Below are 26,500 nucleotides of genomic sequence, written 5' to 3'. Positions count from 1 at the left end.
TGTTTTATAAAAAATATAGGTAGGATATTAAAACAATCATCTCAAACCAAAGCCGTCAATATTAATGCTAAAAACCATCACGATATACCATACTAAAAGTAGGGATTTGGTATAATAATGACCATATTTTAAGACAGTTGCTATAATAGCCAAGCTGTTACTGCAAACGTTATCATCTGGCAGCACAAAAAAGCGATGCTATAGCCAATATGGGTCAAAACGAGGAGTACCGCATGACAGATTATTCAGTACAAACTAACCCGCAGCCCTACAATGATGCGGAAGCGCCGCCGTCGACCACGCGTCCTGTTATGCAACCAGACAACCCTTATGCCAGTACCCGCGGCAGTATCACCAATAAGCAGCTACCAGCATTTGATGAGGCCATCATCAATAAGTACAATCGTTCAGGACCACGTTATACCTCTTATCCAACTGCTCTAGAGTTCACGCCGATACCTGAGAATATTGGAGTAAATGGTTTTGAGGCAGTTAGTCTTGAGACGAAAATCTTGCAGAATCGTGAGTCACGCGCGCCGTTGTCTTTATACTTTCACATTCCGTTTTGCCGTCACCTTTGCTATTACTGCGCCTGCAACAAGATTATTACCAAAAAAAATAGCGACTCTGGTGATTATTTGCAGTATTTAATGGCTGAGATTGCCCTTAAACGCCGCTTGCTGTCTGTGTCAGAAGGTAGCGATAAGCCCTTGGTCAAGCAGCTGCATTTGGGCGGCGGTACGCCAACATTTTTGCGTGATGAAGAGATGGTTAAGCTGTGGGAGTTTTTGCAGACGCAGTTTGAGTTTCTGAGTGATGATGAAGGCGACTACTCTATCGAAATCGACCCGCGTGAGCTGAGTGAGAATACGCTAAAGATATTACGAAACCTTGGTTTTAATCGTATCAGCTTAGGCGTGCAAGACTTAGATGAAACGGTACAAATCGCGGTCAATCGCGTACATTCAGCAGAGCTTATTGAGAATGTATTAACAGAGGCGCGAGGGCTTGGTTTTCACTCCATCAATATCGATCTGATTTATGGTTTGCCGCATCAAACGCCTGACACGTTAGACAAAACGGTACAACGTATCATTGAGATGTCACCAGATCGTCTGTCTGTCTTTAACTATGCGCATCTACCTGAGCGTTTCAAAGCCCAACGTCAGATCAAAGATGAAAAACTACCTAGCCCAGCAGCTAAGCTCGCTATGCTCGGCAACACTGTCAACACGCTAACCGAAGCGGGCTATCAATATATCGGTATCGATCACTTTGCTAAGCCTGACGATGAGCTAGCGATCGCCCAGCGCGAAGGAAAATTACATCGTAATTTTCAGGGCTACACCATCATGGGCGATTGTGATTTATTGGGCTTTGGTGTCTCATCCATCAGTCAAATTGCAAATAGCAATACGCGCTACATCTTGCAAAATGACACTAATCTACAGAACTACCAAGCTAAGATTGATATGGCGAAAATCAATCCTATGGTCATGCCTGCGGTGAAATATATTAAAACGTCCATCAAAGATCGCTTACGTGAATATGTCATCATGAACCTGCTCTGCCACGACTATCTTGATTTTAAAGATGTGAATCAAAAATTCGGTATCGATGCGATTACCTATTTTATTGATGAGATTCAACAGCTGGGCGAGATGCAAGCAGATAGACTGATTGATATGGATGCAGCAGGCATTCGTGTCTTACCTAGGGGCCGCTTGCTTGGTCGCAATGTCGCCATGGTATTTGATGAGTATTTAGAAAAAAAACATAAAAACCGTTTCTCAAAAGTTATCTGATATAACGATTTGGCAGCCAATTATTAGCCGTTAAAAAGACCTCAAACGAGGTCTTTTTGCGATATTTTTTGAAATATTTACAGCTTTAATTTATCGCCTACCATCCCTTTAACAGTGCTCAAGATATCGGCTGGCAACACCACCATTTTTGAATTGTCAGACTCCGCTAGTTGACGAATGGACTTGATGTACTGCTCGCCAAGTAAATAGACAATCGGCATCTCTTCATCACCCATCGCCGCTGTGATAAGACGAATTGATTCCTCTGAGCCTTTAGCCAGTACCACTTGCGCTTCGGCATCGCGGCGTGAGGCTTCCAGACGTCCATCTGCTTCCAAAATAGCAGCTTGTTTTTGACCATCAGCACGAGTAACGGTCGCGCGGCGTAGACGCTCTGCCGCGGCCTGCTCTTCCATAGAGGCTTGCATGGTTTGCGAGGGGTTAATGTCTTGAATCTCTACGGTTTTAAGCGTAATACCCCAATCGGCGATGTCTTCTGAGATCGCATGTTTGAGCAAGGCTTTAATCTCATCACGACTCGATAAGGCATTATCCAAATCCATCTCACCAATAATAGAGCGCAAGGAGGTTTGTACCAAATTGCGGATACCATGTTCATAATCTTCAATACCGTAGACCGCTTTGTCTGGACGCAAGATGTTGATATAAGCCACAGCATTAGCGATGATGACCACGTTATCACGGGTGATGACTTCTTGAGATGGGATATCTAGTACGATGTCCTTTGTGGTGACTTTATAAGCGACTCTATCCACAAAAGGAATGATGATACTAAAGCCAGGCTCTAGAGTTTGCTGATATTTACCCAGCCGTTGCACGACCCACTTGTACCCTTGCGGAACAATACAAACGCCTTTAAAAACGGTAAAAATTACCAATGCTATTAATACCAGCATCACGATACCGACGCCATTTAAACTACTCAAGATACTACCCATGTGATTCTCCTTGACCCTTGCTTTATTTGCCAGCGACGTGATTTATGTCCTTTTTTTCTTAATTTAAAAATCTTTAGTACCTGATAACGTTTATTTGCTAGTACCTGTCTCTTTGAGATCGGTTTTGTGCAAACTCAGTCTACCCGCTTTAGATTGTTTGGCAGGCACTTGACTGTTAATCGTCGGAGTACTGTTTGGCCGTATGGTTTTAGGTGCTTGGAGGCGCTGCGAGGGCGCAACGATTAGCTCATCGCCGACCACCTTTATAACCACCACACGATCTCCCGCTTCGACTTTCACGCCTGCTGTGCGGCATGGCCACTCATCTGCACCCCAAATAGGCACGTTAAAGCGCACCATACCTGAAATGCCTTTTTGCGGTTTGACCACGATCATGCCCGTCTCACCAATAATCAGATCGCTACTTTGCCCCATCTTTTTACGGCTCATTAACAGCGGCTTGATGTATTTGACCCAAGCAAACATAAACAAAACCGATAGCGTAAGCCAGATCAGTACTTGAAATAATAATGGAATGGGCAGCAACCATGCTAAGGCAGCAACGATCACCGCAGCCGCACCAAACCAGAGGCTAGCAAAGGTCGGAATAAAAATCTCAGCAATCATCAAAGAGAAGCCCAACACCAACCAATGCCAAGGTTCAATCATCCAGATAGTCTCAATCATCGCTGTCTACTCCTGTATCTGCCTACCTTCCAATGTAGCACAGTTTTGTAGATAATATTATCTTAAAAATCAATTACCTATTATTATTTATGGTGTGGTATTTTGATAAAACAAGCACAATGAATGCTAAAATTGACACAAAAAAACGACCACTTAAAGTGATCGCTTTTAGTCATCCACACAAATCAAAGCTTAGAATTTGTAATGTGCACCAAGAGTTAATAGCGTAAGGTCTTCAGCAACATAGTCATATTCAGCTTCAACACTCATATTAGGATTGAAGTTATAACCCAAGCCAATACCGCCAGCTACACCACTGTCGCTATCGCTGTCACTTCCAGAGTTTCCAAGAAAGTCCTCAGCAGAAACTTCAATCTCAGCTTTAGCAAAGCCTAGTTTACCTTTCGCATATAAACCAGTATTTGGGAATGCATAACGGTAAGTACCATAAGCACCATAAGTTTTTAGATCAAATTCAGCGTCAATACCACTGATACCTGTATCAACATCAGCGTCATTAGAACCTACATACTCAATCTCAGCACCAAAGTTAGGATCGAAGTTATAACCAGCATAAACGCCATATGCGGTTGGATCATCTAAATCATCAGCATCTACCATGAATTGACCAGCTTTAATACCAACGTATGATTGGCCAGCACCATAAGAAATGGCTGCTTGTGCGCTCATGGTCATTACTGAGCCTGCGATTACTGCAAGTAACGCTTTTTGTAGATTTTTCATAAAGTATTTTCAACCTTGGATTCAATAAACAAATAGTTTTTTTAATATCAAATACTACTCAACTCTTTTTCACTTGTTATTAGTAGTGGCGGTATCATACCAAATTATTTGTCAAAGTAAACATGTGTTGCAGAAATATTTTACAGGCATAAAAAAACGACCATATATAATGGTCGTTTCTTCGTTTTTGACTATAGGTACAAGTACGCTATACTATCTTAGAACTTTAAGTTAGCGCCTACAGTAAGCAGCTTAGTATCTGCATCACTATCCATCATGGCATATTCTGTTTCGACATTGAAGTTAGGATTCACTGCGTAACCAAGACCGATACCACCAGCAATGCCAGTATCACTGACTGAGTCATTGTTACCGTTATCAAAATCAGCTTCTAACTCTGTCTTAGCGATACCAAGTTTACCTTTGGCATATAGTGCAGTATTTGGAAACATATAACGGTAAGTACCGTACGCGCCATAAGTTTTGGTATCATAGTCGCCAGCATTGTTATCTAGGTCAGCATCATCTGAACCAACATACTCAACTTCCATACCAAAGTTAGGATCAAAGTTGTAACCAGCATATACACCATAAGCAGTTGGATCATCACCGTCTACATCATTGTCAAATTGACCAATCTTAGCACCAACATAAGGTTGGCCTGTATAGCCGTTACCATAGTTAACAGCGGCGTTTGCACCTACAGTAAGTAAAGAACCAGTTGCTAGTGCAAGTATAGTTTTTTGTAGAGTTTTCATTATTAGCTCCTTCAAGTGAATTTGGACAAACAAGTTATTTAGTTGTATTGACCATTTGGCCGTATCGCCTTGTTTGCTAACGATGGGTACATAGTAACAAACTATTTCAGACACTCTGTCAGTGTTTAATGGTATGAGAGTTAAGATTTGAAAGCATTTGTCAGTGCTCGGGTTACAAAGGCTGATATATGAAACTTTTTGTTACACATCCCGTTTTTGTGCAATAATCCCTACTCATTGTGTTCCGCATATACTGACGAATAAAGAAAAAGGACGGCTCTGCATGTCAGCTTTTATCGACGCGCAGCTACAAACTGCGCTCTTACAACTCAAAGACAAACAGCAGTATCGCAAATTACCAGATATCGAACACTACGGACGGTATGTAATCGCTGATGACAATACCCTATTAAATATCGCTAGCAATGATTATCTAGGTTTGGGCAGTGATGCTGAGTTGCAGCGTGAGTTTTTTGAATTTATTCAGCAATCAATGGACTGTTTGCCCAAAATGAGCGCAACATCATCGCGTCTATTAACTGGCAATGATACACAGCTACAGGCGTTAGAGGATGAGCTACAAGCGTGGTATGAAACTGCAGCTGGAATAAATCAAACCGCGACGAAATCTGCGTTGGTATTAAATAGTGGCTACCACGCCAATATCGGGATCTTACCTGCATTGACTGCACTACCAGTGAAGACTGTTATTTTGGCAGACAAGCTGGTACATGCCAGTATGATTGATGGTATTAAACTCAGCGAAAGCAAACGCTGTCTGTATCGCCGCTATCGACACAATGATTATGCGCATTTGGCTACTATGCTCGCGCAGGTTGCGGAGGATGTGGAGCGTATCATCATCGTCACCGAAAGTATTTTTAGCATGGACGGGGATCGTGCTGATCTACCCGCTTTAGTTAAGCTAAAAGCCACTGACAGTCGTATTGAGCTGTATGTCGATGAAGCCCATGCCGTTGGTGTGCTTGGCGCGCAAGGATTAGGGCTGGCTGAAGAAACAAACACCTTGGCTGATATTGACTACTTAGTAGGAACCTTTGGTAAAGCATTTGCCTCCGTTGGTGCTTATATTCTATGTGACAAGATCGTTAAATCATGGCTGATTAATCAGATGCGTCCACTGATTTTTAGTACCGCGTTGCCACCGATCAATCATGCATGGACACGGTTTATTTTGGCAAAAATGCCGCAGCTACAGACACGTCGAGAGCATTTGGCGCAGATTTCATTACAACTGAGCCAAGCCATTAGCCCTGAATATCGCGTGGCATCGGCAGCAAAAGATCCTATTTACGAGTCACCCATTGTGCCTTATATTTTAGGTGATAACGCTCGTACCATGACAAAGGCAAAACAACTCCAAGACGCTGGATTTTATGCGCTGCCTATCAGGCCACCGACCGTTCCTACTAATACGTCACGTATTCGCTTGGTACTCAACGCAGCCATTACCCATGCTGAGTGCGAGCGCCTAATCATGCAATTATCCATATGACGGCAGCAGTTTTTGATGCTCGTTATAAACTTTTATGTGAAAGAGCGATTATGGAACATCCCCTCACTACTTCCGAGCTAAGTGCCCGCAAGCAGACCATTGCGCGGCATTTTTCTCAAGCCAGTCAGTACGATAAACATGCTTATATTCAGCAGCAGGTTTGTCAGCACTTATTAATGGCTATCGATAATACCAATCAAGACAGTGTGCTTGAGGTCGGTGCAGGCACGGGACAACTAACGCAGCTACTGGCAACATATGTACAAAGTGAGCGATGGTCTATCAACGAGTTATGTGAGCAGCAAGCCACTCATTTACAGGAATTGTTGCCACAAGCACAAATCCTTATTGGCGATGCTGAAACCATGGATTTAGGCGGTGAGCATAGCTTAATTATTAGCGCTAATGCGATTCAGTGGTTCGATAACCCACTGCATTTCATTGCACAGTCAGCCTCACGGCTAAAACCTAATGGACAATTATTACTAAGCACCTTTACCCCAGATAATTTCTTGCAAATAAAAACCCTAACAGGACAAGGACTGCATTATCCAGATATTAGTGAATGGCAATCAGCGCTAGATCAAGCGGGATTTCAACACATTAAGCTATCAGTGCAGCGTTTCAATGTGCCATTTGCCCAGCCTTATGATGTGCTCAAACATATGAAGATGACAGGTGTATCGACCAATCAAATAGATAGCAATCAAACCTATGGCAAGCAAACGTCTAACACACAACCTTTTGTCTGGACCAAAACCCGCTTGCAAGCATTCGAGCGCGATTATTGGCAGCAATTTTCGGGCATAGATAAGGACGGTCAACCTTGCGTGTATCTGACTTATGACGTACTAATCGTTGATGCGCATTTACCATAATGGCCCGCTTGAAAATATATACTTAAATATCAGGCATAAAAAAACGCATCTCGAAAGATGCGTTTTTTTGATCTAGCTAATTTAATTTAATTAACGATTAAATCAGCCTTGAACATCAAGTAATTGCTTACTTTTTGTCTTCGTCTACTTCAGTAAACTCAGCATCCACAACGTCATCATCCGCTTGATTGCTACCAGTAGCGTCAGCACCTTGTTGGAACTGGCTTGGATCCATACCCTCGCTACCTGCGCCGCTGTCAGCATAAATCTTCTGGCTAACTGGCAAGAATGCATTGTCTAGTGCTTCAAGCTTGGCTTTGATTTCGTCATGGTCATCTTCTTTCGCCGCCGCTTCAAGCTCAGTGATCGCAGACTCTACTGTTGATTTTTCTTCATCAGTGACTTTATCTTCTGCTTCTTTCAGCGCTTTTTGTACGGCATGGATACGACCATCTGCTTCGTTACGAACTTGTGCTAAGTTAGCGAACTTCTCATCTTCAGCAGCATTAGCCTCTGCATCACGAACCATTTGCTCGACTTCTTCGTCCGACAAGCCAGAATCCGCCTTGATCTGGATGCTTTGTGCTTTACCAGTACCTTTATCAGTTGCTGAGATGTTCATGATACCATCAGCGTTGATGTCAAAAGACACTTCGATTTGTGGTAAGCCACGTGGTGCTGGTGGGATATCCGTCAAGTCAAAACGACCAAGCAATTTGTTTTGGTTGGCGATTTTGCGCTCACCTTGGTATACCTGAATCGTTACTGCTGGCTGGTTGTCTTCAGCGGTTGAGAATACCTGTGATTTCTTGGTAGGAATCATGGTGTTTTTCTCGATAACTGGCGTCATAACACCGCCCATCGTTTCAATACCTAGCGTCAATGGCGTTACATCAAGTAGCAATACGTCAGTTTTATCACCAGACAATACCGCGCCTTGGATTGCCGCACCAGCTGCCACAGCTTCATCAGGGTTCACGTCTTTACGTGGCTCTTGACCAAAAAACTCTTGTACTTTTTGTTGTACAAGTGGCATACGAGTCTGACCACCAACCAAGATTACATCGTTGATATCGCCAATTTTTAGGCCAGCATCTTCAAGGGCAGTTTTACAAGGGTCCATGGTGCGCTGTACTAGATCTTCGGTTAGGCTTTCAAGCTTAGAGCGGCTGATAGTGATGACCAAGTGCTTAGGACCACTGCTGTCAGCAGTAATATAAGGCAAGTTCACTTCAGTGCTTTGTGCACTTGATAGCTCAATCTTCGCTTTTTCAGCTGCTTCTTTTAGACGTTGCATCGCAAGAGAGTCACCTTTTAGGTTTACATCTTGCTCTTTTTTGAACTCAGCTACCAAATAATCGATCAACGCTGAGTCAAAGTCCTCACCACCTAGGAACGTATCACCGTTGGTTGCTAGTACTTCAAACTGTTGCTCGCCGTCTACATCTGCAATCTCAATGATTGAGATATCAAAAGTACCACCACCCAAGTCATATACAGCAACGGTGCTATCGCCTTGCTTTTTGTCCATACCGTAAGCAAGTGCCGCAGCAGTTGGCTCATTGATGATACGTTTTACATCAAGACCTGCAATTTTACCCGCATCTTTGGTTGCTTGACGCTGTGAGTCATTGAAGTAAGCAGGTACGGTTACAACTGCCTCAGTCACGCTCTCACCAAGATAGTCTTCTGCTGTTTTTTTCATTTTTTTCAATATTTCAGCAGAAACCTGTGGTGGCGCAAGCTTTTTACCGTTGATTTCTACCCACGCATCGCCGTTGTCTGCTTTAGCGATTTTATAAGGTACCATACCGATATCTTTTTGCACGACTTTGTCATCAAAACGACGACCGATCAAACGCTTAATCGCAAACAAAGTGTTGCTTGGATTGGTGACCGCTTGACGCTTAGCTGACTGACCAACCAATGTTTCGTCATCTTTATAAGCGACGATTGATGGTGTAGTACGCGTACCTTCAGCATTTTCAATGACTTTAACTTTGTCACCTTCCATTACTGCTACACACGAGTTAGTCGTACCTAAATCAATACCAATTACTTTACCCATAATCAATTGCTCCTAATTTATTTTTAACTATAAATACTTATTTATCCAGACCGTAGTCAGTCACTTGTTGCTATATATCGGTTTGCTTGTTGTATTTTTCAAGGCGATAATCAAGCAAAAACAGTCTTTCATGTGATTTTTTGTGAAAAACCTTCATATTAGTAGGGTTTAACCCCAAAAAATATTATTGACCAACACGTACCATGGCTGGACGTAGTAGACGACCGTTTAAGCTATAGCCTTTTTGTAGGACTGTACCGACGGTGTCAGCTTCTGCTTCTGGATCGATACCCACTGCTTCATGGAAATCAGCGTTGAATTTCTCACCTTCTGGATCGACCACTTCTACGCCATGACGTGTAAGTACAGAGACCAATGCTTTGTGGGTTAATTTCACCCCTTCAGCGACTGGGTCATTCGCGTCTGCGTTTTCGATAGCGCGCTCTAAGTTATCGACGATATCGAGTAGCTCTTTGGCAAATTTTTGAAGAGCAAATTTTTTGCTCTTATCCGCTTCTTGCTCGGCGCGCTTTTGTGCATTGTAAGCTTCAGCGTTGGCGCGAGCAGTGCTTTCTTTGGCTTGCTTCACTTCACCTTCTAACTCAGCGATACGCGCTTTGAACGTATCAAGATCGATCTCGTTTTCGATGGTGGCTTCTTCACCTGAGTTGTTCTGTGGATCAAACTCGTTCATGGTTTCTTCTAAGATGCTGTCTTTGTGATCAACATTGTCATGTACCACTGTTTGATCAAAGTTTTCTTGGTTGGTATTTTGCTCGCTCATGATATCTCCTTGGAATGTCAATAATAATTGAGATAAGACACAATAAATCAGCCAATCGCTGGCTGTATCATGCCTTTATCAGATACTTAACGGTTATCATTCATTTTTTTTATTAATACGCTCTAATAGCTGCTTGATAAAGGTAATAAGTATAAATTTCAAGCCTAAAGTAAAGGAATTTTTCGCATTTACGACAAATATGGTTAGATCTTTCTTTAAAACAAGTACTCAGCATTTCTGGGCTGTGTTAACTGGTCTCAATATACGTTAACAAAACGTACAAAAAACCGTCAATTACTCTAAATAGGTTACCGTTGCTACCCACGCCATTACCAAATAACACCCTGCTTTACGCACTACTGCCTTATTATTGCTACAAATATTATTCCTTATCTTAAAGTGTACGCTGATGTAACAGTAAACACTCAAAAACAGTTATGAGAGATATTATGTCTAATTCAACAGTATCATCAATCAATACCTTATTGAACAAAACATTGATGACGCTGCATTTGGCGCCGAACGGTGAGATGGTTGGTGAAGTGAAAGACAACGGTGTACAAAAAAAGCGTTTGAGCGTGAAAGAAAAAATGCTCAGTTATAACCCAATGGCACATTGCCAACCACACACTCTGCACTATGCGATGAAAGGTCTTGGCTATCTACCAACACCAGTATTAGAAGGTTTGATTGGTTACTTAAAAGGGCCTCACTCAAAACAATATCAGCACGCCAATGCTCATTTGCGCCTGATCCTTGCGGTGAATAGTCATCTTAAGACGCCATTAGAGCTAACGCCCATGCATGAACTCCGTGAAAGGTTTGCTGCTGATGCGGTGGCGATGCAAGCACCAAGCGCATGGCACCAAGCAGGTGGCAGTATGCTAAGTAACATCAAACCTTTTATCAAAAAAGGCGAAACACCTGTCAATTGGGAAGATAAAACCATAGCCAACGCGGATGATAGCGATATGACCATTCGCTGCTATCAGGCAGGTACCAAGAGTATTGGCGCTAAAAAAAGACGTGCTCATAACCCTGACCAAACAGCCATGTTGTTTTTTCATGGTGGTGGGTTTTGTATCGGTAATGTCGATACACATCACGAGTTCTGTCACGCAGTCTGTGAGCAGACTGGTTGGCCTGTGGTCAGTGTGGATTATCGCTTGGCTCCTGAGTGTCCTGCACCTGCAGCGTTAAAAGACTGTATCACCGCTTATGCTTGGTTGGCTGAGCATTGCCATACCTTAGGTGCCTTACCGTCACGCATCGTTCTTGCAGGCGATAGCGCAGGTGGTGGCCTTTCTACCTTAATTGCACAGCAACTCACCGCACCAAACGAAAACGCTTGGTTAGATTTGGGTGTAGATGGTCAGAAAATGTTTGATCTATTAAAGAAGCTACCTGCGCCGCTAGCACAGATGCCGCTGTATCCTGTGACTGATATCGAGACAGATTATCCGAGTTGGGAGCTGTATGGTGAAGGCCTGCTATTGGATCATGCTGATGTGGCAGTATTTGACGCTGCTTGTCTTGAGAATAGTCCGTTGCCACGCATACATATACTCAATTCGCCAATGCTTGGTGATAACAGCAAAGTATGTCCCACCTATATCGTCGCCGCTGAACTCGATGTATTGCGTGATGAGGCATTTGCTTATGCCAAACAGCTAAAGAGTTATAAAGTCCCTGTTGAAACCCATACTGTGCTGGGCGCACCGCACGGCTTTATTCATTTTATGAGCGTGCATCAAGGACTTGGGCAGGAAACAAAAAATATTATTCATGGTTTTGGCGGCTTCGTCCGTGAGGTCATTAGTACAAAATCGCGGCTCGCGGCATAGCGGTTAGCTGGAACTAGCTATTTATTAGTATGATCAGAAACGGTAATTAACCAAACCTCTGAGCGTGAGCCCAATCGAAACGGAATACCCCAAAAGCCATAACCCGAGGACACCACAAAATGTCCTCTGCCAATGGCCTCATACCCATAGCCTAATCGGTTGATGGCGCTCACGATAAAGTTGGCGGGGAATACTTGTCCATTGTGAGTGTGTCCTGATACCTGTAGATCGATTGGTAACTGGCTGTGCTCATCAATATCGCTTGGTCTATGATCCAGCAGTATCACTGGCTGTGAAGTATCAACTTTCGCGAGCAGGTCAGTTGTCGCGACACGCTGGCGTTTATGATTATCAAAACGTCCAACCAGCCATATAGGCTGACCCTCATGTTCGATACCAAACACGTCATCATTTAATAAATGTACGCCTGCATCGACTAACGCTTGGCTGATTGGCTGTTCGTGCCCATACAAATCATGATTACCCAATGTTGCATAGACGCCGTATGGCAGGCTGCTGCATAGCTCAGCTAAGTTTTTTGCCATATTATAGCTATTAAATGCGTCTGTATTGTCATCCATGATATCGCCTGGCATCAGTAGCATATCAGCCTGCGAGTCAATCATTAGACGGTTCAACCTATCTATCGCCGCTACGCCAAATAGTCGTCCTAGATGCAGGTCACTCGCGACCGCAATGCGCAGTGGTTTAGCGAGCGGTTTGTTGATACTAATGGACAGCTTACGTACGACTGGCACATAAGCACTATACAATGCGAAACCGAACAACCCTAAGAATATCACCAATGCAAGCGCTCGTAGGCCAATAAAAATCATATTAGATTCATATGACGAGGCGCCTAAGAGTGGTGTTACTAGCCAGTATCCACCATAGAATAGGCTTATCAGCAATGCCGTGAGCAGCATAAAATGCATAACCAACATCCAACCGCTAACCCAGCGGTAGCTATTGGCAAATACTCTTTTGACACTTAATATCAACAATCCATTAGTAATAATAAATATAGCAGACCATATAGCGATCTGAAGCGTTGGCGTGATCCAAGGCTGTAACCACCACTGTAAGCTTAAAGCAGCGCCCGCACTAAACAGCTGCAAGAGCAAAAAAATGATGATGAAAAATGCGTAACGCATGGATTGCCCTTAGACAGAAATACAATCTAGTGAATATTTAATATAAGCCGACCTTCTTATGTTTCACATGAAACAATCATGATGTAACTACTTTTGATCCTCTAATGCCTGTTTGAGTGTCACGTGCTTGAATGCGTAACCTGCATCTGATAGCGCTTGTGGCAGCACCTTTTGACCATCTATTAGTAGCGTCGACATCTCACCAAACATGAGCTTGAGTAAAAACTCTGGCAAGGTAAAAAGTGTCGGCCGATGTAACCATGAGCCAAGCGTTTTAGTAAAAGTATGGTTACTCACAGGATTGGGCGCCGTGAGATTATAGACAAAGGCTGGCGTATCACTTCTTGTCTCTATGACATTATCGTTATTTGAAACTCTTTGTTTATGACCAAATTGACTGAAAAGATACTGCTCAATAATAAAAATCACCGCCCCCACCCAATCGTCACGGCTAATCCAGCTCATAATTTGTTGACCATCACCCAACTGCCCGCCAACGCCAAACTTAAATGGCAATAGTAATTTTGCCACCATACCACCTTCAGGATGTATCACAACGCCTGTTCGTACAATAGCGACAGGGACATCGTAATCAGTCGCTTTGAGCGCCAAGCTCTCCCACTCCTCACATAAGCGATGGGCAAAGTCTGTCTCAAAACTGCTGTGTTCAGTCAATGGCTTATCACCTTGCGTGCCGTACCAACCGATTGCTGAGCCGCTTACCAGTAGTTTTGGCTTTGTTGCCGTACGTTCGATGAAGCTTAATATCGATTGAGTAGGCTTAATACGACTGGCTATTAATTGCTCTTTGCGCTCATCGCTCCAACGCGCGTCAGCAATACCTGCGCCAGCTAAGTTCATTATGACATCAAAGCTCATGTCAGACTTTTTAAGCTCGTCATAAGTCATCATATTAATGTCATCAGGATGAGCTTTATTGCTATCTCTGGTCAGCCAAGTAATCATCACCTCTTTACCTTGTGTGCGATACCGTTCGATTAACTCTTGGCTAAATGCACTACCCAAAAACCCTGAGCCACCACTAATTAAAACCTTCATAGCCTACTCCCTATGTGTATCAAATATCGCAGCGATGACCTATTGCTGAAAGATTCATCGTTCAATAAAAATCAGCTCCTTTTAACTATCGTCTACTTTTTTGTCGTTTTTATCAAAATGACTTTTACATACTTTTAGTAAAGCAACGGGAACTAAGGAAGCGGGTTTAGCGATAGCTAGCGCTGAGACGGTATATTTTGCTATGGCTACAGAACGATAACCATAGTAATCTTCAGCTAGTGAAATATGGTTTATCGATGGCGACAGCACAAAAAAGACAGTACAAAAGACTAGGCTATAATGGTATGAAAGGTCGTTTATTGCCTACTAACGAATGACTGAGCCTGTCGTTGCATCACGGATTTGGCTGGGTAAGATATAACCTAGAGTATCAGCCTGAAAATAGCCAATCTGCTCACCGAAATAACCATAGGCAGTGTCAAAGGTGCTAGCAGGCGCTTGACCTGATGGGTTGCAGCTAGTCGAAACAATGAAGCCAAATGGGTTATTTTCGCTGACCATCTGTTGGCACAGTTCTCGTATGATAGGATGGGCGATGACCCTGACTGCAATGGTCTGATGCTCACCCATTATCCATGAGGGCATCGTGGTCGAAAGTGTCTGAGGAATGGGTAATAACCAAGTATGCGCTTGGCGATTGTGTAGCTCGCTGTCATTAACATCTGACTGCCAGCTATCGATAATTTGCTGGCGCTGGGCATTATTTAAAGACGCTAGTAGAGGTGACAAACGCTCTACGCTATCGGTAATGACGATCATGCCTTTGGCTTGCGGACGTTGTTTAATATCCAAGATACGCTGCACAGCGGCTTTGTTATAAGGGTCGCAACCAATACCCCAAACGCTTTCTGTTGGGTATGCAAGTAGCTTTGCTTCTTTAAGCCAGTTTGCAGCTTGTGTGGCAGAGTCAGTGATAAAAGGTATAGATTGGCTCATAGCTTACATGTTTCATGCTGGAATAGAGACACTAATAATAGCACAAGAGACAGTCTGACTAAGGTAGCGATATTTAGAACCCATTCTACTTATTCTTATGTGGCAGGTAGGAGTATCGATACGCTATACACGTAAATAGCGTCCGCCTTGCACACTGATGACGCCCATTAGTTCAAGTTCCATCAGCTGTCCAATCAGTTGTGACGGCGCAAGCTGAGTGGCAATAACAAGCGCATCTAAATCCTGTCCATGCCAATCGAGCTGCTCATAAATCTGTGTTAAGTGATCAGGAACAACGAGCGCGCTACGAGGGGATTTTATATGAGAAGGTTCTGGCTGACTGACCATTGTGACAGAGTTTCTCTTTACATTTGATGCGACAGATGACTGAGTGACCTCCACTTGGTGGCTATCAGCGCTTATAATAATATCTGTTGGTCTATACGAGCGCTTGCCATACTCAAGCTGACCATTGACGTCCTCTAACACCTGCTGAGGATGATAAATCAGCGTTGCGCCTTCACGTATCAGATGATGACAACCCTCGGCATTGCTATTATCAATATGACTTGGAATGGCAAAGACTTGTTTGCCTTGCTCAGAGGTTAAACGGGCGGTAATGAGCGAGCCACTTTTGATCGTCGCTTCGGTCACAATCGTGGCTAGACTCAGCCCAGCAACTAGACGGTTACGGCGCGGAAAGGTATGTTTGTGCGGCTGAGTATGCGGTAGTAGCTCACTAATAATGCAGCCACCTTGCTCGATGATTTGAGCAAATAACTGGTCACGATGATTGGGATAATTCACATCAATCCCTGTCCCCATCACGCCGATAGTACGACCTTGATAGTCAAGATCAGTCTGCGCCAAAGCTCCTAGATGAGCCCGTTTGTCCACGCCTATTGCCAGACCACTGGTGATGACATACCCTGCCTGTGCCAGATATTGCGCCATATCGAACGTGATTTTTTGAGCATGGGCTGTTGGTTTTCGACTGCCCACGATAGCAATTTGAGCTTGATGCAGGCGCGCGCTATTTCCTCGAAAGAACAATAATGGCGGCGGATCATAAATATGAAGAAGCTGAGCAGGATAGTCGGGCTGACCGGCAAACAATAAACCATAGCGACCGTCTGTAAGTGCTTGCTGTATCTTATCAATAGCAGCACGTGTTTGTTCTGGCTGTTCATGGCGTTTGAGATGGGTATGATGAAGTCCTAACTGCTTCCAAGCGCCTACTGTAGCCTGCCAAGCAAGCTGCGCATCACCATAAGTCGTTATGAGCTTATGATAAGCAGACAATGATGCATTTACCTCATACCACAGCGCCAATATGGCGCGCTGATTATCAGATAGGGGCTTAGTGACTGCCGTCATGGTCGTCTGTCTCGCAGAATCAAGCTAGTGGCACGCTCTAAAGAGCCTGATACATTTATAAGTAAGGAGGCGGTAATAGCTGATCGCCAACATTGAGTGGTAGTTCAGAGTCAAGTACGTAAGCATAGCTGATGTTGTCAAAGGTATTAAACACCATCACCATACCGCTTGGCTCATTTGGCAAGCGTACCGGCATGTCATTGTCTCTTACGTCCCTGACCAGCGGGCCTTTTTGATAAACGGTCAGTACATCACCTGGTTTGGCACCATGCAAGCTGCCTAAATTGATCGCTACCACGCTGCCTTTAGCGGCAGAGCTGATTGAGTCCATCACCCGCACAATCATACCACCACGACTGACGTTGGCAGGCGTTGGATAAAAGACAGGTGGAATAGCGTTGTCCAACTCTACAAACACGCGATCGCCTTCACGTACTTCTTTGTCGTAACTGTCAGTAAGCTGCAAGCTGGTAATACCATTCGTTTCTGTCGATGTGACAAGACCAGTCGCTACCTGTGTAACCTCTAATCCGATGACCTCTTGAGTTTTGGGATCGACATACAGATCACCCTCGCGGTATACCCCGTAGCGCTGTCCGACGATCAGTGGCACCCCTTTGGCATAGACTTTATCCCCGCTTGCCGTGATTAGGTTGCGATTTTTGGATGCCAAAATATACGGTGTGGTATTGAAATCTTCTGGATTTACAATGAGGGTTTTATCCAGCCAATGCTGAATAGCAGACCATGGTACAGGCGGGATACTATTAGCAGTCGAGGTGATCGCGACGGTGCTGGCAACCACATTACCTGTTAGCTGCTTTTCGATACCTGCACAGCCCTCACCAGTATCAACCCCTACCAAAGTCTTGCCCTGAATGACACACAGAATAAGAATATCATCAGGATAAATAAGGTTTGGATTTTTGATTTGCTTGTTGGTGGCCCAAATCTCTTTCCAGCGCCACGGACTGTCGAGGTAGCGACCTGAGATATCCCATAGCGTATCGCCTTTTTTGACGATATAGCGATTGGGGGCATCTGCTTTTATGGTAGGTGGTGGATTATTGGCGTGGGCTGTGGTCATCAACATGGCACTGCTAAATGTCGTAACTAATAATCCTTTTGCCAGTGCTTTTGCTGTCTTTTTTAAGCTCATCTTCATCGTTATATCCACAATAGGTACCACTGTTTCGGTCACAATAAACCACGCTCGTTTTTTACCAAATCTATATTTTATTTTATAAAAATAACTTAGATTATCAGTAGTTTATAGGTGATTTTATCATAACAACGATAGGGCAGCTGTTCAGTATAATTGGCTATAAATATTCCAAAAAAGCGTCTAGCAACATAATGACTTGCCGACGCTGTTTCTAATACTACAATTATCTATACCATAACACAATCATAAACACTTTATTACAATGGTGTAACTTTTATACAAACGCTTCTATCTATAGAAGATGAACTCAAAACGTTTATCGCTTATGCTGGATTTGGTTCAACATGTTGACGAATTTGCTTAGCGACCAATGCCGCGTCATTGTTCAACACTATGACATGTTGTGGCAGGCTTTCTAAACCTTCCGTGTGAGCTGGACGCTCGATGTCGATTTGCCCTACTGCTTCAACAATAGTGTCAGCAAATTTAACAGGCAATGCGGTCTCTGCACAGATGATGACTTCGCCTTCACGCTGTAGCTCTTTGGCAACCTTGATACCGTCAGCTGTATGCGGATCGACAAGTTCGCCATGCTGTTCATACAATGCTTTGATCGTGTTTAAGCGATCGCTATGGGTTGATTTGCCAGCAGCAAAGCCATAACGCGTATTGACCGCCTCCATCAAATCAGACAAGTCAAACCCTTGACCTGATTTTACACCGTCAAATAACTCATGAACGCGTGCGCTGTCTTTATCCAGCAACAAGTAAACAAAACGTTCAAAGTTTGAGGCTTTTGAGATATCCATTGATGGACTTGAGGTTACGTAGGTTTTTTCAGTGGGACGTGGCTGATAAGCACCTTGATTGAAAAAGTCATTGAGTACGTCGTTTTCGTTGGTGGCGACGATCAAACGCTCAACGGGCAGACCCATTTCACGAGCGATGTGACCGGCACAAATATTACCAAAATTACCTGAAGGCACGCTAAAGCTGACTTTTTCATCATTGCTTGTCGTCACCGCAAAATACGCTTTAAAGTAATAAACGATCTGCGCGAGGATGCGTCCCCAATTGATAGAGTTGACCGTGCCCAAGTCATACTGAGCTTTAAAATCAGCATCTTGTTGCAGCGCTTTGACGATATCCTGACAATCATCGAACATGCCATCGATCGCGATATTATGAATATTATCGTCGGTCAAGCTGTACATTTGCGCCCGCTGAAACTCACTCATTTTGCCATGCGGTGATAGCATAAAGACTTCGACGTTTTCTTTACCACGCAATGCGTATTCCGCCGCACTACCCGTGTCGCCACTGGTCGCGCCAATAATAGTGATACGTGCCTCTTTTCTTCTGAGGACGTATTCAAAGGCATTGCCCAAGAACTGCATAGCAACGTCTTTGAATGCCAGCGTTGGGCCGTTTGATAATCCTAAAATGTATAAGTTGTCTTCGAGCTTACGGACAGGAACAATGTCATCAGAGCCAAATATATCAGCCGTATAAGTGCGATCAATAATGTCTTTTAGATCCGCATAAGGAATGTCCGTAGCAAAACGCTGCATAATCGCGAGTGCCAGCTCTGGATAGCTCAGCGTACGCCACTCATCAAGGACAGCGCCGTCAACGGTCGGGTAATGCTCAGGCAGCATCAAGCCACCATCTGGCGCAAGCCCCATCAATAGTACGTCGCTAAAATCCATTGGCGCTGTCTGACCACGGGTACTAATATATTTCATTAGATTGTCCTGTCTACAATAATGTTATTCAATCGTTAAAAACGGTTTATTCAGCAGTCTTTTGCAATAACGCATAATAAAAACCATCACCGCTCTCGCTATCGATTGGCAAGCACTGGCGACCAATCGTTTGCGCGATACCCCAATTGCAAGCCTCGGTAAACTCAATCACTGCCGCATCATTATGATGAGTGATAAAGTCCTGCATTTGCTCGACGTTTTCTTGCTTTAAGATAGAGCACGTGACATACAGCAAATAACCGCCAGCTTTCAATTGTGGCCATAGGTTATGCAAAATATCGGCTTGCAGCAAGGCGGTTTGCTCGATGTCTTCTTCGGTACGCAAAATACTAATATCAGGATGACGGCGAATCACGCCCGTTGCGGTACAAGGAGAATCCAATAATATTGCATCGAATACTGGTTCATTAGTAGCCGCCTTTTTGTTTTTGCCATGCTGCCATCTGGTGGCATCAGCGCAGACAACGTTAAGGGCGATATTTTTTTCAGCTTGCTCTAAGTCTTGCTGTTTTAGATTGAGACGCTGTAGATTGTCATAGATGCGTTCGATGCGCGGTGCTTCATTATCGATAGCGGTCAGCTTGAGTTTAGAAGCTAAAGGCTTTGCTTCCGCATCATCTTGTTTCACGTGAAACAACGATGAAGAGTCATTTGAGCTGAGTAACTCCAACCAGTGGGCAAGCTTGCCACCAGGCGCCGCGCAAGCATCTAAAATATGTATCTCGTTATTGGTATTTTCCGTATCAGATTTTTCAGCGTTGAGCTTTGCCATTAACGCTTTATTGATGATAGGTGCCGCAAGCTGAGCATGCATATCTTGCACGCTAGCAATGCCTTCGGAAAAATGAGGCAAAGCATTGACAGCGGTAGTCTGATGCAGTCTTAAGCCTTTGGTCGATAGTATTGTAGTAGTCTCTGACGAGTTTGCTACGTTAAAACCAGTCGTTAGCTCAACGATATCTGCATCAATTTCTGCGCCATACAGCGACTGTTGATAATCCTCTACTGAAGTAACTGCAGAGTTGACTCGCAAAAACATCGGTGCCACTTGGCGTAAGCCTTGGGTCAGCGCATCGTACTGCTCACTCCAATCTTGCTTAAGCTGATAGGCAAGCCAATTCGGTAGGCTGTGTTTTTTATCGCACTTTTTACGAAATTTACTCGGGTTTTTGGCGACTTTGCGCAAAATAGCGTTGATTAAACCAGTTGCATGGGCAAACTCAATCTCTTTTGCCGCTTCAACCGTTTCATGAATCGCGGCATGATCTGCCACTTCCAAATACAGTAACTGCACCAAACCCACTTGAATTGTGGTACGAACTTCTACTTCGTCAATAGGGTTGTCCGCTAGCGTGTCGAGCAATCGTGCAAGGGCATGCCATTGGCGTAATGTTGTGAGCAATAAAGCATGCGCAAAACCTTTATCACCATCGTGCAGGCTGTTTAATAATGGGTCAAGCACGCTTGAGAGCGAATGACCATCTTGAATAGCAAGCAAGGTACGAATCACGCGAACGCGTACGCTGCCATTCATGATTAAATGGCTTGATGGCTTGAGCTTGTTGTTTCTAGGTGCATTGTTTCTAGGTGCATTGTTTTTAGACGCGCTATTGGTTTGTCTCATGAAGTTGTAGTTCCTTGACGTATGATTGATCGCGTCTTGTGCTGGTAGGGTTAAATGTCGTTAAAGCTATTTAGATGAAGCTATTTTGATTCTGCTGTGAATTGATCACCGTCGTTTAGCTGATTACCATGACAAAGCTGTTTCGCGGTCATCGGTTTACCACCAGCAAACTGTAATTTAGTTATCGCCAATGTGTTGCTGAGTTGTACGTCATGAGCGGCATTATCATTTGGTTGTTCAGCCTCTTGACCACAAGCGACTAAGATGGCTTTGCGCCCGACACTCACGACTGTACCCGCAGGCTTATCTGTTTTTTGTGTGGTATTGATGGGCAGTGCCGCGAGTATTTTGACGCGTTGCCCATTTAGAAAAGTATAAGCGCCTGGCCACGGGGTCAATCCACGAATTTGGCGCTCGATGGTAGCAGCGGGCTTTGTCCAGTCAACCTCGCCTTCGGTTTTTACGAGCTTTTCGGCATAATTTGCCTGACTGTCATCTTGGGCAACGGCCTGTGCTTGGTAATGTGATAACTCTTTTAATACTGTAGCGATAGCCGTCGCACCAAGCGCTGCCATCTTATCATGTAGGCTCGCTGCCGTCTCATCAGGCTCTATACTAGCGCTCACCTTATAGAGCATATCACCAGTATCAAGCCCTTTATCCATCTCCATGATGGTGATACCTGTCTCATCATCACCTGCTAATAATGCACGGTGAATGGGTGCGGCACCGCGCCAACGTGGCAACAATGAGGCATGAATATTTAGACAACCATGCGTGGGTGTGGTCAATACACCGATAGGCAAAATCAGACCGTAAGCGGCGACAATCATAAGATCTGGCTGATACGTACGCAACGTCTGTCGTGCTGCCATGCCCTCTGTGCTGGATTTTTTAAAGGTGACTGGCTGCTCTATCGCAATATCGTTCGCTAATGCCACTTCTTTGACAGCAGAGGCTGATAGCTTTTGGCCGCGTCCTGCTTTGCGATCTGGCTGGGTATATACCGCGACAATATCGATATTAAGGGCGTCTTGCTGGCGAATGAGCGCTTCTAGACTAATGGCAGCAAACTCAGGCGTGCCTGCAAATACCACCCTTAGTCGCTCGGTAGATAGTTTATTATTGTTTATAGATGTATTAGACAGATCAAAAGTGGCAGTAGTCATAGTCTTGCATTATATAAGGTTAATTTGCCCATTATAGGTGAGTTTACGACGTTGTGCCATAATTGTGGTAGTCTCAATCCAGTATGACTAATGACGATTTTTGCCTTTATAATATAAAAAGTGTCATTGCTCTAGTTATCGACCTTCTTATAGAATAAAAATACTTCTTCAGCAATACTCTATAAATAACACACTATTATTCTGCTATAGCTAATAAAAAGGTATCAGTACCAAGGTTTTAAATAAATCAATTACTATAAGAAACGTTGATGATTTCACTATATGTTTTTGTGTCGATATAGGGCCATGCTCTCATGCAACAGTTTAAGTCCTTACAGCGATTATTGATCTTCTATGCATTGACCTTGCTGGTCATGCTATTGCTGTACTATGTCACGTTTTTTGATGGGTTGAGACATCATAGCGAACAACACAGTATAGATACTTTTCATGCATTACAGTACAGTATTACTGAGCATGCCGCGCCTATCGATGTAGAAATAGAAAAAATCCTAAAACAGCCTGCTTTTGACCATATCAGTTATCAGCTTATTTTGATGATGCCATCTGGGCAAACCTATATCCATCGTAAGACTCGACCTAATGAATCAGCTTTTACGACAGTAACGTTTCCAACAGTCAATGCCGCCACTTTTTCTAAGGACAATCAAAGTGCTTATACAGTCAGTAGTAGTGCTTTAACAGGAACGATAAAGCTCGAAAGTGGTCATCAGGTTTATATTGTGTTGCGCTATGAGCCTTTGACTATCAAATGGACCTCGTACCGTTATTGGCTACCATTAACGGTGGCTCTGATACTATTTTTTATTGCTTTATTTTATATGCTCCACCGTCGAACCAACTGGGAGCAGCTAATAGCTTACACTGATAATTTGAGTGTTCATGCAAAAGAGTCTTATACGCCGCCGCCCTTTTTACAAGAAAAGTCCACCACTGAGTTTTTGCTGCTAGGTCATGCACTGAGCCGTGTCAGTTATCAGCTACACAACGACTATCGACGTATCAAAACATTAAATCATCGTTTGGAGCGCTTGGTTGATCAGGCACCACTGCCAATGCTGATGAGCTTACGTCATGGTCAGATTAGTTTCTATAACCAACGCTTTGAAACAATATTTACACCCTCTACCAAAAACGGACACAGGCATATAATCACTGATTTCGTCATGGGCAAAGACGAGGCTACTCAGCACATACTTCAAACGCTAGCTGGTTTACAAGTCTCGCGTACATTGACCGTCTACGGAATACAAAACAAACAAAACTACCAGTTGCATGCCACTCCATGGTTCGGTGAGCATGGACAAGTTCATGGTTTTACGGTAATGCTTAATGATATCAATGAGCTGGTTAATCAGAACGAGCAGTTGCAACAGCAAAATAAACAGCTACAGCAAAAGGTTGATGAGTTCAATAAACTTAGGTTTGTCATCGGTCATAAGTTGCGCATACCGCTAGAAGCTATGATCGATATCCTTGAGCCAATCGATCCGAACACATTGAATGCAAGACAAAACAAAACATTAGATACTTTGATTACCACCAGTCAGAACATGCTCACCGCACTCAACGAGACGCTACATATAGGAAATATCGAGGTTAGAAAAACCCGCCTTAATATTGAGCCCGTCGATATTTATAAGCTTGGTCAGGAAGTTAATGAGCTAATCATAAATGAGACGAGGCAAAGAGGGCTTGAGCTGATTTACTTTTTTGCCCCAGACTGTCCACGCTCTATTGGTACTGATGAGGTGCGTCTCCGGCAGATTTTGCTGAATCTACTGCATAATGCCGTAAAATTCACCCCCTCCGGACATGTCGCACTTATTATAGAACAAACTGACTACGAGCAAATGTCAGAGGCTAACAAAGAGACCTTACAGTCTATCAATAACAACCTTACCGCAGATGCAGTGAGTTGCTGGGTGCGCTTTAGTGTGCAGGACACTGGTATCGGTATAACATCTGCCAAACAGCATCAGCTCTTGTCGTACTTAAATAAACCCCATAGCCAAGATATCAACCCAGTAGCGCAAAATGCTATCGATGCAGGGTTGGGACTAAAAAACGTCAATAGCTTTGCGCGATTACTAGGCGGCTTTATAGAGCTAACCAGTACTGTGAATGAAGGTAGCGTGTTCAACCTTTATTTGCCTTGCCGACGCCCAAACTATCAGTCGGTATATCATCCTAGTCAGCACCTAAATCATATTTGCCTAATCGCGGTCGTCCACCAGCCGCTTGTCGCGCAACATTTACAGCGGCTTTGTGAGCACTTAGCGATATCTAGCACTATTTATACTGCTGTAGACCTAGCGACTATAGAGCAATTAACAGAACGCCTAAGTCAAGATCAGCAAAGCTTGGCACCCATACTTCTACTAGATTATGAGTACTATGATACCAGCGCGATCTTAGTTGGTAATAAGCCCGATACTGACAGCTCAGCGAAATATCAAAACTCATTATCACAAGAGCAGGCTGACCTCACAAAATCCCATTTAACGCACAGCAATCACATAGTCACTAGTATCGATAGACGGCAGGCATTAAATAGCCTACTCGCTCATACATCCTTACCTAAAATACTATTTAGTATGAAACCTGAGCGCCGTATACCCTCTATATTACTCGATCAATGTGATGGCTTTTTGGCAAAACCTTTAGATAGTGCGCTATTACTGTCTGAAATCCTGCGCTTGACAATGCCAGCTAGAAAAAAGCTAACACAAACACAAGATATTAAAGAGAACATTAGCGAGACAACTGCTCAAGAAGAAAGTTCACAGCCATTATCACTCCTTATCTTAGTGGTGGAAGATAGTCCAACCAATCAAAAAATAGCCTGCAAAATGCTAAGTAAACTTGGCTATCGCAGTATCGTTGCAGAAGATGGTCAGCAAGCGCTTGATATATTAGCCAGCCAGCGTGAAGAGATCTCCCTGATTTTGATGGACTGCCGGATGCCAGTCATGGACGGTCTACAAGCTACTCAGGCAATCCGCGCACAAGGCGACGATATACCTATTGTCGCGCTAACGGCGAATAATACAGAAGAGGATCGCAAGGCGTGCATGCAAGTGGGAATGGATGAGTTTTTATCCAAGCCTATCCGTAAAAAGGATCTAGAAACCGTTCTACAAAGCTTTATACCCTAAACGTTAATAAAAAAATCACCCTCTCAACATTATAGTTGATCCAATTTAAGAGCGGTACAAGGCAACCGAGTACAGATGTATCTGTCATACTTCAAGCGAGGTTAACGCTGTAACGCTTTTATAGTGGATTGACTATACTTTGATTTCGTAATATGGACAGGGTGAATATTTAAACAGGTAAGTACAGCCTCAAACGTTATTTCATAAAGCCATTATCGGCTAAAAAAGCTTCTGTAATTTGGCTTTGAGGATTTGCAGTATTCATACCACCAGATTGTGATTTATTTAGCAAACGCTCCAAATAGCGTGCAACGATATCCACCTCGATATTGACTTTGTTACCCACCAACCAATGCTTAGCGATATTAGTCACTTGTGCCGTATGTGGGATAATATTTAAAGAAACGATATTGTCACGTACCAGATTGGTAGTCAAACTAATCCCATCTACCGTGATAGAACCTTTGGTCGCTGTATAGTGCGCCAACTCTTGTGGTATCTCAATCTCAATATAAATAGAACGTGCGTCTTGCTGTAGTTTACTGACGACGCCTACCCCATCCACGTGACCGGCAACAATATGGCCACCAAAACGAGTCGTTGGTAGCATCGCTTTTTCTAAATTGACCGTATGACCTGCTTTTAATGCTTCTAGCGCTGTTCGAGCAATAGTTTCACGTGAAACGTCAACAGAGTAATGGTTATTACCTAGCTCTACAACGGTCAAACAGATACCGTTCGATGCAATAGAATCACCGAGCTTTACGTCGCTAAAATCTAGGTCGTTAGACTCTATTGTTAAGCGTATATCACCACCCGTTGGTTGCATCGATTTTACAGTTCCAACGCTTTCTATAATTCCAGTAAACATATCGTCCTCATCTCGTTATTATAATGCTGCTATAAACACATCACTTTATTTATCAAATACTTGACCAAATTTCTTAGTACTGTCTTTCTGAGTACACTTCACAGTGAAACACACGGGAAATGCAGGCGGTCATAGG

At 43.6% G+C, this 26,500-nt stretch carries 20 protein-coding genes; 5 read left to right on the top strand and 15 right to left on the bottom strand.

Annotation, left to right across the window (positions count from 1 at the left end; translation table 11 throughout):
- The first annotated feature begins 311 nt into the window (after positions 1-311).
- Positions 312-1,805, top strand: coding sequence for an oxygen-independent coproporphyrinogen III oxidase (gene hemN / locus BLR43_RS08165; protein WP_379542862.1), 1,494 nt, complete (start codon positions 312-314; stop codon positions 1,803-1,805).
- 77 nt (positions 1,806-1,882) lie between these two features.
- On the opposite strand, the gene BLR43_RS08160 is transcribed toward hemN, so the two are convergent.
- The 4 genes from BLR43_RS08160 to BLR43_RS08145 form a co-directional block, all read right to left on the bottom strand.
- Positions 1,883-2,764, bottom strand: coding sequence for an SPFH domain-containing protein (locus tag BLR43_RS08160; protein ID WP_093070296.1), 882 nt, complete (start codon positions 2,762-2,764; stop codon positions 1,883-1,885).
- Between the two features lie 90 nt (positions 2,765-2,854).
- Positions 2,855-3,451 carry an NfeD family protein gene (locus BLR43_RS08155; RefSeq protein ID WP_093070294.1) on the bottom strand — a complete coding sequence of 199 codons (597 nt, stop codon included), beginning with the start codon at positions 3,449-3,451 and terminating at the stop codon, positions 2,855-2,857.
- Positions 3,452-3,643: 192 nt separating this feature from the next.
- Positions 3,644-4,195, bottom strand: a complete 552-nt coding sequence (locus tag BLR43_RS08150; protein ID WP_093070292.1) for a porin family protein — start codon at positions 4,193-4,195, stop codon at positions 3,644-3,646.
- A gap of 218 nt (positions 4,196-4,413) precedes the next feature.
- Positions 4,414-4,953, bottom strand: a complete 540-nt coding sequence (locus tag BLR43_RS08145) for a porin family protein (RefSeq protein WP_093070290.1) — start codon at positions 4,951-4,953, stop codon at positions 4,414-4,416.
- Positions 4,954-5,236: 283 nt separating this feature from the next.
- Here BLR43_RS08145 and BLR43_RS08140 point away from each other — a divergent pair, with 283 nt between their 5' ends.
- Complete coding sequence (locus BLR43_RS08140; protein WP_093070287.1) at positions 5,237-6,469, top strand: 8-amino-7-oxononanoate synthase; 1,233 nt, start codon at positions 5,237-5,239, stop codon at positions 6,467-6,469.
- 50 nt (positions 6,470-6,519) lie between these two features.
- Positions 6,520-7,347 carry a methyltransferase domain-containing protein gene (locus BLR43_RS08135; protein WP_093070285.1) on the top strand — a complete coding sequence of 276 codons (828 nt, stop codon included), beginning with the start codon at positions 6,520-6,522 and terminating at the stop codon, positions 7,345-7,347.
- A 127-nt stretch (positions 7,348-7,474) separates the two neighbouring features.
- Here the strand turns inward: BLR43_RS08135 and dnaK are convergent, their stop codons facing one another.
- Positions 7,475-9,415 carry a molecular chaperone DnaK gene (gene dnaK, locus BLR43_RS08130; protein WP_093070283.1) on the bottom strand — a complete coding sequence of 647 codons (1,941 nt, stop codon included), beginning with the start codon at positions 9,413-9,415 and terminating at the stop codon, positions 7,475-7,477.
- Between the two features lie 184 nt (positions 9,416-9,599).
- Entirely contained in the window at positions 9,600-10,199 is a 600-nt protein-coding gene (gene grpE / locus BLR43_RS08125) for a nucleotide exchange factor GrpE (protein ID WP_093070281.1), read from the bottom strand.
- Positions 10,200-10,648: 449 nt separating this feature from the next.
- Here grpE and BLR43_RS08120 point away from each other — a divergent pair, with 449 nt between their 5' ends.
- The gene (locus BLR43_RS08120; protein WP_093070278.1) at positions 10,649-12,043 is read left to right on the top strand and encodes an alpha/beta hydrolase; all 1,395 of its coding nucleotides are present in this window, start codon (positions 10,649-10,651) and stop codon (positions 12,041-12,043) included.
- A gap of 17 nt (positions 12,044-12,060) precedes the next feature.
- Here BLR43_RS08120 and BLR43_RS08115 read toward each other — a convergent pair whose 3' ends face one another.
- The 8 genes from BLR43_RS08115 to fmt all read right to left on the bottom strand — a co-directional run bounded on the left by BLR43_RS08115 (position 12,061) and on the right by fmt (position 22,314).
- Entirely contained in the window at positions 12,061-13,197 is a 1,137-nt protein-coding gene (locus BLR43_RS08115; protein WP_093070276.1) for a metallophosphoesterase, read from the bottom strand.
- 87 nt (positions 13,198-13,284) lie between these two features.
- Complete coding sequence (locus tag BLR43_RS08110) at positions 13,285-14,256, bottom strand: TIGR01777 family oxidoreductase (protein WP_093070273.1); 972 nt, start codon at positions 14,254-14,256, stop codon at positions 13,285-13,287.
- A 327-nt stretch (positions 14,257-14,583) separates the two neighbouring features.
- The gene (locus BLR43_RS08105; RefSeq protein ID WP_071002675.1) at positions 14,584-15,213 is read right to left on the bottom strand and encodes an L-threonylcarbamoyladenylate synthase; all 630 of its coding nucleotides are present in this window, start codon (positions 15,211-15,213) and stop codon (positions 14,584-14,586) included.
- A gap of 123 nt (positions 15,214-15,336) precedes the next feature.
- The gene (gene dprA, locus BLR43_RS08100; RefSeq protein ID WP_093070271.1) at positions 15,337-16,590 is read right to left on the bottom strand and encodes a DNA-processing protein DprA; all 1,254 of its coding nucleotides are present in this window, start codon (positions 16,588-16,590) and stop codon (positions 15,337-15,339) included.
- A gap of 55 nt (positions 16,591-16,645) precedes the next feature.
- Complete coding sequence (locus BLR43_RS08095; RefSeq protein ID WP_093070268.1) at positions 16,646-17,755, bottom strand: LysM peptidoglycan-binding domain-containing protein; 1,110 nt, start codon at positions 17,753-17,755, stop codon at positions 16,646-16,648.
- Positions 17,756-18,078: 323 nt separating this feature from the next.
- Positions 18,079-19,500: a threonine synthase gene (thrC, locus tag BLR43_RS08090; RefSeq protein WP_093070266.1), complete on the bottom strand. Its 1,422-nt coding sequence runs from the start codon at positions 19,498-19,500 to the stop codon at positions 18,079-18,081.
- Positions 19,501-19,546: 46 nt separating this feature from the next.
- The gene (locus BLR43_RS08085; protein ID WP_093070263.1) at positions 19,547-21,145 is read right to left on the bottom strand and encodes a transcription antitermination factor NusB; all 1,599 of its coding nucleotides are present in this window, start codon (positions 21,143-21,145) and stop codon (positions 19,547-19,549) included.
- A gap of 80 nt (positions 21,146-21,225) precedes the next feature.
- Positions 21,226-22,314 (bottom strand): methionyl-tRNA formyltransferase, encoded by a 1,089-nt coding sequence (fmt, locus tag BLR43_RS08080; protein ID WP_093070261.1) that lies wholly within the window; start codon positions 22,312-22,314, stop codon positions 21,226-21,228.
- A 314-nt stretch (positions 22,315-22,628) separates the two neighbouring features.
- On the opposite strand from fmt, the gene BLR43_RS08075 reads away from it, so the two are divergent.
- A complete protein-coding gene (locus BLR43_RS08075) occupies positions 22,629-25,493 on the top strand; it encodes a response regulator (protein ID WP_093070258.1) in 2,865 nt (954 codons plus the stop codon).
- A gap of 196 nt (positions 25,494-25,689) precedes the next feature.
- Here the strand turns inward: BLR43_RS08075 and BLR43_RS08070 are convergent, their stop codons facing one another.
- On the bottom strand, positions 25,690-26,364 hold the full coding sequence (locus tag BLR43_RS08070) for a riboflavin synthase (RefSeq protein ID WP_058025226.1): 675 nt from the start codon (positions 26,362-26,364) through the stop codon (positions 25,690-25,692).
- Between the last annotated feature and the right edge of the window lie 136 nt (positions 26,365-26,500).

This window comes from Psychrobacter pacificensis (genome assembly GCF_900101915.1).
Taxonomy (GTDB): Bacteria; Pseudomonadota; Gammaproteobacteria; order Pseudomonadales; family Moraxellaceae; genus Psychrobacter; species Psychrobacter pacificensis.
The sequence above is the reverse complement of the archived record's forward strand: the minus strand, read 5'-3'. Positions and strand labels throughout refer to the sequence as shown.

Coding starts and splice junctions, on each gene's coding strand:
- hemN (WP_379542862.1), top strand. CDS start 312: ATGCAACCAGACAACCCTTATGCCAGTACCCGCGGCAGTATCACCAAT.
- BLR43_RS08160 (WP_093070296.1), bottom strand. CDS start 2,764: ATGGGTAGTATCTTGAGTAGTTTAAATGGCGTCGGTATCGTGATGCTG.
- BLR43_RS08155 (WP_093070294.1), bottom strand. CDS start 3,451: ATGATTGAGACTATCTGGATGATTGAACCTTGGCATTGGTTGGTGTTG.
- BLR43_RS08150 (WP_093070292.1), bottom strand. CDS start 4,195: ATGAAAAATCTACAAAAAGCGTTACTTGCAGTAATCGCAGGCTCAGTA.
- BLR43_RS08145 (WP_093070290.1), bottom strand. CDS start 4,953: ATGAAAACTCTACAAAAAACTATACTTGCACTAGCAACTGGTTCTTTA.
- BLR43_RS08140 (WP_093070287.1), top strand. CDS start 5,237: ATGTCAGCTTTTATCGACGCGCAGCTACAAACTGCGCTCTTACAACTC.
- BLR43_RS08135 (WP_093070285.1), top strand. CDS start 6,520: ATGGAACATCCCCTCACTACTTCCGAGCTAAGTGCCCGCAAGCAGACC.
- dnaK (WP_093070283.1), bottom strand. CDS start 9,415: ATGGGTAAAGTAATTGGTATTGATTTAGGTACGACTAACTCGTGTGTA.
- grpE (WP_093070281.1), bottom strand. CDS start 10,199: ATGAGCGAGCAAAATACCAACCAAGAAAACTTTGATCAAACAGTGGTA.
- BLR43_RS08120 (WP_093070278.1), top strand. CDS start 10,649: ATGTCTAATTCAACAGTATCATCAATCAATACCTTATTGAACAAAACA.
- BLR43_RS08115 (WP_093070276.1), bottom strand. CDS start 13,197: ATGCGTTACGCATTTTTCATCATCATTTTTTTGCTCTTGCAGCTGTTT.
- BLR43_RS08110 (WP_093070273.1), bottom strand. CDS start 14,256: ATGAAGGTTTTAATTAGTGGTGGCTCAGGGTTTTTGGGTAGTGCATTT.
- BLR43_RS08105 (WP_071002675.1), bottom strand. CDS start 15,213: ATGAGCCAATCTATACCTTTTATCACTGACTCTGCCACACAAGCTGCA.
- dprA (WP_093070271.1), bottom strand. CDS start 16,590: ATGACGGCAGTCACTAAGCCCCTATCTGATAATCAGCGCGCCATATTG.
- BLR43_RS08095 (WP_093070268.1), bottom strand. CDS start 17,755: ATGAAGATGAGCTTAAAAAAGACAGCAAAAGCACTGGCAAAAGGATTA.
- thrC (WP_093070266.1), bottom strand. CDS start 19,500: ATGAAATATATTAGTACCCGTGGTCAGACAGCGCCAATGGATTTTAGC.
- BLR43_RS08085 (WP_093070263.1), bottom strand. CDS start 21,145: ATGAGACAAACCAATAGCGCGTCTAAAAACAATGCACCTAGAAACAAT.
- fmt (WP_093070261.1), bottom strand. CDS start 22,314: ATGACTACTGCCACTTTTGATCTGTCTAATACATCTATAAACAATAAT.
- BLR43_RS08075 (WP_093070258.1), top strand. CDS start 22,629: ATGCAACAGTTTAAGTCCTTACAGCGATTATTGATCTTCTATGCATTG.
- BLR43_RS08070 (WP_058025226.1), bottom strand. CDS start 26,364: ATGTTTACTGGAATTATAGAAAGCGTTGGAACTGTAAAATCGATGCAA.